Origin of the sequence: Vibrio sp. 1562 (assembly GCF_033340155.1) — a bacterium.
GTDB classification, from domain to species: Bacteria; Pseudomonadota; Gammaproteobacteria; order Enterobacterales; family Vibrionaceae; genus Vibrio; species Vibrio alginolyticus.
The window spans coordinates 1-685 of sequence record NZ_JAWOVY010000375.1 but is presented as its reverse complement, the minus strand read 5'-3'; the positions used below and the strand labels follow the sequence as shown (position 1 = coordinate 685).

Sequence of the window (685 nt, the reverse complement as noted above, 5' to 3'; positions counted from 1 at the left end):
TAATAAGTGCACACAATTCAACATAATCAACAATAATTATAGTTACTGCTATTCATCTTATTTGATTACACTTAGGGGATATCCCTAATTGACTTTATGATGCAATACTCGAAGCATCCTTCAGGAGCCAAAAATGCAAGAAGTGAAAGCTTTTAATGAAAAGCGTGCTGAAATTTACTGGTGGTTTTCGAGCTTATTCGCTAAAGAACTCAGCGAAAAAGAACTAGAAACCTACCACAGTGTTGAAATTCGCAGTTTTTTAGCGGGCTTAGGTGAGAACGAATCACTCAAGCCAGCCGTTGATAGCCTAGTTGATGCCCTAAACCGACTCCAAGACCGCAATGATGCTCAACTAGAACTTGCAGCAGATTTTTGCGAGCTGTTCTTAAAAACAGATAAGTATGGGGCACTACCGTACGCTTCTATGTACATTGGTGAATCAGGCTTGCTTAATGACAAACCTGCAGAAGAAATGGAAAAACTGATGGCAGATTTTGGGGTTCAGGTAGACGAAAACCTCAAAGAACCAGCAGACCATCTTGCTGTCGAATTGGACTTTTTGGGCAACATGATCATTCGCTCAAATGAGTTAGAGCAAGAAAAACATATGGAAGAGGCTTTCGTTAAACAAAATGACTTCATCCAAAATCAACTCATGTCTTGGTTGCCAAAATTTGCTGAAAAA

General features: G+C 39.4%; 1 protein-coding gene. It reads left to right on the top strand.

The features are described from left to right. Positions 1-133 precede the first annotated feature (133 nt). Positions 134-685 (top strand): molecular chaperone TorD (gene torD, locus R7Z49_RS25265; protein WP_318112420.1); only part of this gene is annotated, 552 nt, incomplete at its 3' end.